Below are 7,495 nucleotides of genomic sequence, written 5' to 3' on the forward strand. Positions count from 1 at the left end.
GGGGCAGCAGCACGGGGTTGCCGCCCGCGCGCCACACCTGGTCAAGGTACTCGCGGTGCAGCACGGCGGCCGGGACGTCCCAGACGCCGAACGCCGCGCGTTCGAGGTAGGTGGAGATGCCGATGAGCGGCCTAGAGCCTCTCGAAGCCACGCGCTCGCTCCCAGTCGGTGATCGTCGAGTTGTACGCGGCCAGCTCCACGCGGGCGGCGTTGAGGTAGTGGTCGACCACCTCGTCGCCGAACGCGGCGCGGGCCGCGGCGCTGCCGTCGAGCAGCGCGGCCGACTCGTGCAGGGTGGTGGGCACGGTCGGCAGGTCGGCGGCGTAGGCGTTGCCGGTGAACTCCTCGCCCAGCTCCAGCTCGTTCTCCAGCCCGTGCAGGCCCGCGGCGATCAGCGCGGCGAGCGCCAGGTACGGGTTGACGTCGCCGCCGGGGACCCGGTTCTCGAACCGCAGGCCCGCGCCGTGGCCGACCACGCGCAGTGCGCACGTGCGGTTGTCCCGGCCCCAGGCGACCGAGGTCGGCGCGAAGCTGCCCTGTGCGTAGCGCTTGTAGGAGTTGACGTTCGGGGCGAGGAAGCAGGTGAACTCGCGCAGGCACGCGAGCTGCCCGGCGAGGAAGTGCCGCATCACGGCGGACATGCCGTGCTCGGCGGAGTCGTCGGCGAACGCGGGTGAGCCGTCCTCGGTCCGCAGGGACAGGTGCACGTGGCAGGAGTTGCCCTCGCGCTCGTTGTACTTGGCCATGAAGGTGAGCGACTTGCCGTGCTGCGCCGCGATCTCCTTGGCGCCGGTCTTGTAGACGCTGTGGTTGTCGCAGGTCAGCAGCGCCTCGTCGTACCGGAAGGTGATCTCGTGCTGGCCGGGGTTGCACTCGCCCTTGGCGCCCTCGACGCGCAGCCCCGCGCCCGCCATGTGGTTGCGGATGTCGCGCAGCAGCGGCTCGATCCGGCCGGTGCCCAGCAGCGAGTAGTCGACGTTGTACTGGTTCGCCGGGGTGAGGTCGCGGTAGCCGCTGGACCAGGCCTGCTCGTAGGTGTCGTTGAAGACGATGAACTCCAGCTCGGTGCCCGCGAAGGCGCGCAGCCCGCGCTCGGCGAGGCGGTCGAGCTGGCGGCGCAGCACCTGGCGCGGGGACACCGGGACCGGGTCGCCGCCGGTGGTCTCGACGTCGCACAGCACGAGCGCGGTGGCCGGGTGCCAGGGGACGCGGCGCAGCGTCGCGAGGTCGGGGCGCATGACGAGGTCGCCGTAGCCGCTGTCCCAGGAGGACGAGGCGTAGCCGGGCACGGTGTTCATCTCGACGTCCACCGCCAGCAGGTAGTCGCAGCCCTCGGCGGAGTGCTCCAGCACTTCGTCCACGAAGTAGCGGGCGGTGCAGCGCTTGCCCTGGAGGCGGCCCTGCATGTCCACTACCGCCACGAGGACGGTGTCGACCTCGCCGGTGGCGACCAGCTCGCGCAACTCCTCGACGGTGAGCATCCGCATCCCTCCAAAGGTATGTCAGCGAGCCATTGGCGGCCCATCTTGACACCATCGAGTGAGCCACGCCACCGTTGATCCCCCATTAAAAGGATCACTGCTAGCCCATTGGGGAGCGCAGATGGCCAAGCGTGTCGAGTACGAGGACGTGGGCGGGGACTACCTGGAGCAGCGGCAGCTCAAGCGGGGCGCCGCGGGCTGGGTGCTGCTGGCGGGGCTGGGCGTGTCCTTCGTGATCTCGGGTGACTTCGCCGGGTGGAACTTCGGCCTGGCGCAGGGCGGCTGGGGCGGGCTGGTGATCGCCACGGCCCTGATGGCCACGATGTACACCTGCATGGCGCTCGGGCTCGCGGAGCTGGCGGCGGCGCTGCCGGTGGCGGGCGCCGGGTACGGGTTCGCGCGGCGCGCGCTGGGGCCGCTGGGCGGGTTCGCGACCGGGATCGCGATCCTGATCGAGTACGCGATCGCGCCCGCCGCGATCGCGGTGTTCATCGGCGGGTACGTGGAGACGCTGGGGCTGTTCGGGCTGACCAGCTCGTGGCCGGTGTACCTGGTGTGCTTCCTGGTGTTCGTGGGCGTGCACCTGCACGGGGTCGGCGAGGCGCTGCGGCTGATGCTGGTCATCACCGGGGTCGCGGTGGTGGCGCTGGTGGCGTTCGTGGTCGGGATGGTCCCGAGGTTCGAGGCGGCGAAGCTGTTCGACGTCGTCGAGGGCGACGGGTTCCTGCCGTTCGGGTTCGCCGGGGTGCTGGGCGCGCTGGTGTACGGGATCTGGTTCTTCCTGGCGGTGGAGGGCGTGCCGCTGGCGGCCGAGGAGGCGCGGGACCCGAAGCGGGACATGCCGCGCGGGATCATGGCGGCGATGGCGGTGCTGCTGGTGTTCGCGGCGGCGATCCTGGTGCTGGCGCCGGGCGGCGCGGGGGCGGAGGCGCTGCGCGCGTCGGACAACCCGCTGCCGGACGCGGTGCGCGCGGCGTACGGCGGGGACACCTGGCTGGCGCGGGTGGTCAACTACGTGGGGCTGGCCGGGCTGGTGGCGAGCTTCTTCTCGATCATCTTCGCCTACTCGCGGCAGCTGTTCGCGCTCTCGCGGGCGGGCTACCTGCCGCGCTGGCTGTCGCGGACCGGGCGGCGCAAGACGCCCTACCTGGCGCTGATCGTGCCCGGCGCGATCGGGTTCACGCTGGCGTCGGTCACGCGGGACGGCGCGCTGCTGATCAACATCGCGGTGTTCGGCGCGGCGCTGTCGTACGTGCTGATGATGGTCTCGCACATCGTGCTGCGGGTGCGCGAGCCCGACCTGGACCGTCCCTACCGGACGCCCGGCGGCGCGGTGACCACCGGCGTCGCGCTCGTGCTGGCGGTCGCGGCGGTGGTCGCGACGTTCTTCGTGGACCGCTTCGCGGCCGGGATCACCGCGGGGATCGTGGTGATCGCCCTGGCCTACTTCTGGTTCTACAGCAGGCATCACCTGGTAGCCGCCGCCCCCGAGGAGGAGTTCGACGCGATAGCACGGGCGGAGCAAGAACTGGGCTGACTCGCACGGAGAGTCGCGAAGAATCATCACATCGTGAGGTCGCCGTTCAACCTGCTTCCGGGAACCCCTGGGTGTCGGGAACTGCACGAGGAGGAGGCATGGCATTGACGCACAGGACGCTCGCAGCAGGGGCGGCCATCGCGGCGCTGTTCGCCGCGGCGGGATTCGCGGTGGCCGCGCCCGCCACCACCGCCCCCAGCTACGAGGAGCAGGTGCGGCAGCTGACGAACCAGGAGCGGGTGGCGGGCGGTTGCCCAGCGCTGGCCTGGAACGACAAGCTCGCCGCCGCGGCCAAGGGCCACAACGACGAGATGGCCAAGACGGACACGCTCAGCCACACCGGCAAGGACGGGAGCAACCCCTCCCAGCGGATCGACCGGGCCGGGTACGACTGGCAGACCATCGGGGAGAACGTCGCGTTCGGCCAGAAGACGCCCGCCGAGGTGGTGAAGGCCTGGATGAACAGCCCGGTGCACAAGGCGAACATCATGAACTGCGCCTACCTGGACCTCGGCGTCGCGTACGCGCCGGACAAGAAGAACCGGCTGTACTGGACGCAGAACTTCGGGACGCTGCACGGCGTGCAGGCCGGGACGGCGAAGCCGACCACGACCACCGCGAAACCGACCACCACGACCAAACCCGCCACGGCCGCGACCAAACCGGCCGCGACGACCAAACCGGCGACGGGGGCCTCGGTGAAACCCACCGCGCCCCGCGACGACCTGGGAGCGGACCCGGAGCCGGAGTGAGCGGCCGGTCCGGGCTGAGCGGCTGACCGGCCGCCGGACTTGAGCACGGGACCCCGCCCCGCCGGCGAACCGGCGGGGCGGACCGCTGCCGGGAGCCGGTGGGCGGGCGGCGGTGCCGGCAGGATCGGGTCGTGAGCGACATTCAGCGCGTGGGCGTGGTCGGTGGCGGGTTGATGGGCGCGGGCATCGCCGAGGTGTGCGCGAGGGCCGGGGTCGACGTGGTCGTCCGCGAGGTCTCCGGGCAGGCGGCGGACGCGGCCCGCGAGCGGGTGGCCGGGTCGTTGGAGCGGGCCGTGGCGCGCGGGAAGCTCGACGCCGGGGAGCGGGACGCGGCGCTGGGCAGGCTGCGGTTCAGCACCGAGGTCGGCGACCACGCGGAACGGGACCAGGTCGTGGAGGCGGTGTCCGAGCAGGAGTCGGTCAAGGCGCGGGTGTTCGCAGAGCTGGACGAGGTGGTCGAGCGGCCCGACGCGATCCTGGCGTCCAACCCCTCCTCCATCCCGATCACCCGGCTCGGGCGGGCGACGAGGCGGCCCGAGCAGGTCGTCGGCGTCCACTTCTTCAACCCCGTGCCGGTGCTCAAGCTGGTGGAGCTGGTGCCGTCGATGCTGACCGGCGCGGACGTGCTGGCCCGCGCCGAGGCGTTCGCCACCGACGTGCTGGGCAAGCAGGTGATCCGGGCGACCGACCGGGCCGGGTTCGTGGTGAACGCGCTGCTGGTGCCCTACCTGCTGTCCGCGATCCGGATGGTCGAGTCCGGGTTCGCCACGGCCGAGGACGTGGACAGCGGCATGGTGCTGGGCTGCGCGCACCCGATGGGCCCGCTGCGGCTGGCCGACCTGATCGGGCTGGACACGGTCAAGGCGATCGCGGACTCGCTGTACGAGGAGCACAAGGAGCCGCTGCACGCCGCTCCCCCGCTGCTGCTGCGCATGGTCGACGCGGGGCTGCTCGGCAAGAAGAGCGGGCGCGGGTTCCACGACTACCGCTGAGCGCCCGCCCCCGGCGGCCGGTCAGAGCAGGCCGGCCGCCGCGAACATGCGGGCGTAGATCCCGCGCAGCACGTCCTCCTTGCGCCGGTTGTAGTCCATGACCGTGCCGCCGCCGGGGACCGCGGCGCGCTTGGCCTCGGCGTAGCGCTCCCTCTCGTCCGGGTGGGCGATCAGCCAGTCGCGGAACATCCGGTGCCTGATCACCTCGGGGCAGTCGGGGCCGAAGACGTGCAGGTTCGCCCTCGGCTCGAGGAGCCGGAAGCAGCGGTGCTCGTGGAACGAGGGCTCCCGCACGGTCAGCACGTAGCCGAGGGCCTCCAGCGCGGGCGCGTAGGCGGTTTCGTCGGTCGGGTCGGCGACGGTGACGTCGAGGTCGACGACGTCCTTGGCCGCCAGGCCGGGCACCGAGGTGGAGCCGACGTGCTCCACGTCCAGCGCGACGTCGCCGAGGGCGGCGCGGACGTCCCGCGCCAGCTCGGCGTACCGGGCGGGCCAGGCCGGGTCGTAGGGGGCGATGACGACCGCCTCCGGTTGCGGCGCGCCCTGGACCCACGGGTTCTCCGGGCCGGGCTGGTGGTGGCGGGTGATCTCCTCGGCGGTGGCCATGCGCCGACCGTAGCGCGACCGGCCCCCTGCGCTCCCCGCGCGGGTGCGGGGTCCGGGTCAGGCGTGGGTGCCGTCCACGGACGAGTCGTAGACGCCGAACCGGAAGTACACGCCCAGGTCCGGACGCGCGCCCGAGGAGGTGCGGAAGCTGAGCAGCTCGTGCAGCCCGACCACCGAGTCCAGCGGCAGCGGCGCGAGCGCGGACGCCACGTCGTGGTGGGGCCGGGGGTCCAGGCCGCACAGGCGCATCGCGGCGGCGACCCGGTCGGCGGCCTCCGCGTCCGAGGCGACCACGCTGGGCAGGCGCAGGTACAGGTTGGCCTCGTCGGGGGTGTCCAGGCCCTCGCGGAACGCCAGGCAGGTCATGGGCTCGTTGACCGGGGCCTCGTCGCCGTACACGGCCCGGTAGACCGGGGCGGCGAGCGCCGGGTCGTGCCTGCGGGCGAGCGAGGCGACGCGGTCGAGGTCGACCTCGCCGAGGTGGCGGTAGTAGACCTTGACCCTGGCCTCCGCCCGCTCGTCCAGGTCGAGCGCGACGAACTCCAGCACGTCCCGGCCGGGGTCGAGGCCCGCGCGCTCGACGTGGTCCCAGGCCCGCTCCAGGCCGAGTCTGCGCATGGTCTCGCGCATCACCGCGTGCGCCCGGTCCACGCCCCTGGTCTGCGGGTTCAGGTAGACCTTGTAGCGGCTCGCCTCGCCCCTGCGGTGTGCCAGGGAGTGCCAGACGGCGGGCCGGTACGGGACCGGGTCGTCGGCGACGTACAGGTCCTCCACCCGCAGGTAGCGGTCGAGGGAGACGCCCGGCAGCGCGCCCAGCGCCCTGGTGAGGGCGCGTCCGGCCTCCTGGGCCCCCTTGGCGGTGGGCTCGGCCCCGAGGGACTCGAAGAGCACCCTGACCTCGCCGACGCCGCCGCGCCAGCTCACCGAGAACTCCAGGGGAAAACCGTCGCGGGAAACGAACGACGGATATCGGGGGGCTTCACCGATGGGCGCGTCGGCCCATTGCCCGAGCACCGAATCGAGCTCGTGGAGGGTCCGGTACAACTCGCTGAACGGAAAATCCAGCGCAGCGCAGGCGGCCACCCACTGCTGGGCCGCGAAGTCACGATATGCGGTTCCCGCCACCTCGTACAAGGCCGTACGACGTGAGGCGTGAACCACAGCAGGGCGAGTGGACACTAGGCACCTCCGGGCGCAAGGTTTACCGTGTGATCAACTGGTGCGCAATGGAGGATCGCGGAGCGATCGCCCGCGCGGACCGCGCGGGAGCGCACAGCGCGTGACCGAATTAGGCCGAAAGAGTGGCATCACTTGTGACCGGAAATTCAGCAAGTCAATACCCCGACCGGCCCAGCGACGATCACACGTGCGTGATCGGCGCGGGAATCTCGGGGTTGGCCGTCGCCGGAACGCTGCGCTCCCGAGGAATCCCGACGACGGTGCTCGAGCGCTCCGACGACGTCGGCGGGCTGTGGCGCCACCGGGGTCCGGGTGATCGCGGGCCGGCGTACGGCTCGCTGCACCTGAACACCTCGAAGGGCCTCACCGGGTACTCCGACTTCCCGGTCCCCGACTCCTACCCGCGCTACCCCAGTCACCAGCAGATGGCCTCCTACCTGCGACGTTACGCCGAGCACAAGGGCGTGACCGAGCACGTGGAGTTCGGCTCGGACGTCCTCGGGGTCACCCGGTCACCGGATGGTACCTGGGCGGTTGCAACATGCAACAGCACTGGCGCGAGCGAGGTCCGCCACTTCCGTCACGTCGTCGTGGCGTCCGGCCACCACTGGAGCCCACGCACCCCGAGCATTCCCGGCGCGGACACCTTCACCGGTCGCGCCATCCACTCCGCCGACTACTCGACCCCCGACGGGCACGCGGGCAAGCGGGTCGCCGTCATCGGTTTCGGCAACACCGCGGCAGACCTCGCCGTCGAATTGTCAAGGGTGTGCGCGAAAACTTTCGTCGTGCAGCGCCGGGGCGTTCACGTGGTGCCCAAGACGATGTTCGGCACCGCCATCGACGAAATCGCGTCGTCCCCCTGGTGGGCGCGCATGTCGTTCGAGGAGCAGCGCAGGCTCATCGAGCTCTCGCTGCGCGTCATCCGGGGCGACCTGACCGATTACG

7 protein-coding genes are annotated in these 7,495 nt (G+C 71.7%); 4 read left to right on the plus strand and 3 right to left on the minus strand.

The window, feature by feature from the left end:
- Positions 1–131: 131 nt before the first annotated feature.
- Positions 132–1,481, minus strand: coding sequence for a glutamine synthetase family protein (locus tag ACTUAL_RS04270; protein ID WP_096492622.1), 1,350 nt, complete (start codon positions 1,479–1,481; stop codon positions 132–134).
- Between the two features lie 121 nt (positions 1,482–1,602).
- Here ACTUAL_RS04270 and eat point away from each other — a divergent pair, with 121 nt between their 5' ends.
- From eat to ACTUAL_RS04285, 3 genes are all read left to right on the plus strand, one after another.
- Positions 1,603–3,018 (plus strand): ethanolamine permease, encoded by a 1,416-nt coding sequence (eat, locus tag ACTUAL_RS04275; protein WP_440899340.1) that lies wholly within the window; start codon positions 1,603–1,605, stop codon positions 3,016–3,018.
- A 98-nt stretch (positions 3,019–3,116) separates the two neighbouring features.
- Complete coding sequence (locus ACTUAL_RS04280) at positions 3,117–3,770, plus strand: CAP domain-containing protein (protein WP_440899341.1); 654 nt, start codon at positions 3,117–3,119, stop codon at positions 3,768–3,770.
- A 131-nt stretch (positions 3,771–3,901) separates the two neighbouring features.
- A complete protein-coding gene (locus ACTUAL_RS04285; RefSeq protein ID WP_440899342.1) occupies positions 3,902–4,762 on the plus strand; it encodes a 3-hydroxybutyryl-CoA dehydrogenase in 861 nt (286 codons plus the stop codon).
- 21 nt (positions 4,763–4,783) lie between these two features.
- On the opposite strand, the gene ACTUAL_RS04290 is transcribed toward ACTUAL_RS04285, so the two are convergent.
- Both ACTUAL_RS04290 and ACTUAL_RS04295 read right to left on the minus strand, forming a co-directional pair.
- The gene (locus ACTUAL_RS04290; RefSeq protein WP_440899343.1) at positions 4,784–5,368 is read right to left on the minus strand and encodes a GrpB family protein; all 585 of its coding nucleotides are present in this window, start codon (positions 5,366–5,368) and stop codon (positions 4,784–4,786) included.
- Positions 5,369–5,425: 57 nt separating this feature from the next.
- A complete protein-coding gene (locus ACTUAL_RS04295) occupies positions 5,426–6,547 on the minus strand; it encodes a tryptophan dimethylallyltransferase family protein (RefSeq protein ID WP_440899344.1) in 1,122 nt (373 codons plus the stop codon).
- Between the two features lie 191 nt (positions 6,548–6,738).
- Here ACTUAL_RS04295 and ACTUAL_RS04300 point away from each other — a divergent pair.
- Positions 6,739–7,495, plus strand: a 757-nt coding sequence (locus ACTUAL_RS04300) for a flavin-containing monooxygenase (protein ID WP_440899345.1), incomplete at its 3' end; no start/stop codon positions are given.

The organism is Actinosynnema sp. (genome assembly GCF_052038725.1).

What these genes read in the sequence shown, in the direction of transcription:
- ACTUAL_RS04280 (WP_440899341.1), top strand. Translation starts at nt 3,117, where the DNA reads ATGGCATTGACGCACAGGACGCTCGCAGCAGGGGCGGCCATCGCGGCG.
- ACTUAL_RS04290 (WP_440899343.1), bottom strand. Translation starts at nt 5,368, where the DNA reads ATGGCCACCGCCGAGGAGATCACCCGCCACCACCAGCCCGGCCCGGAG.
- ACTUAL_RS04270 (WP_096492622.1), bottom strand. Translation starts at nt 1,481, where the DNA reads ATGCTCACCGTCGAGGAGTTGCGCGAGCTGGTCGCCACCGGCGAGGTC.
- eat (WP_440899340.1), top strand. Translation starts at nt 1,603, where the DNA reads ATGGCCAAGCGTGTCGAGTACGAGGACGTGGGCGGGGACTACCTGGAG.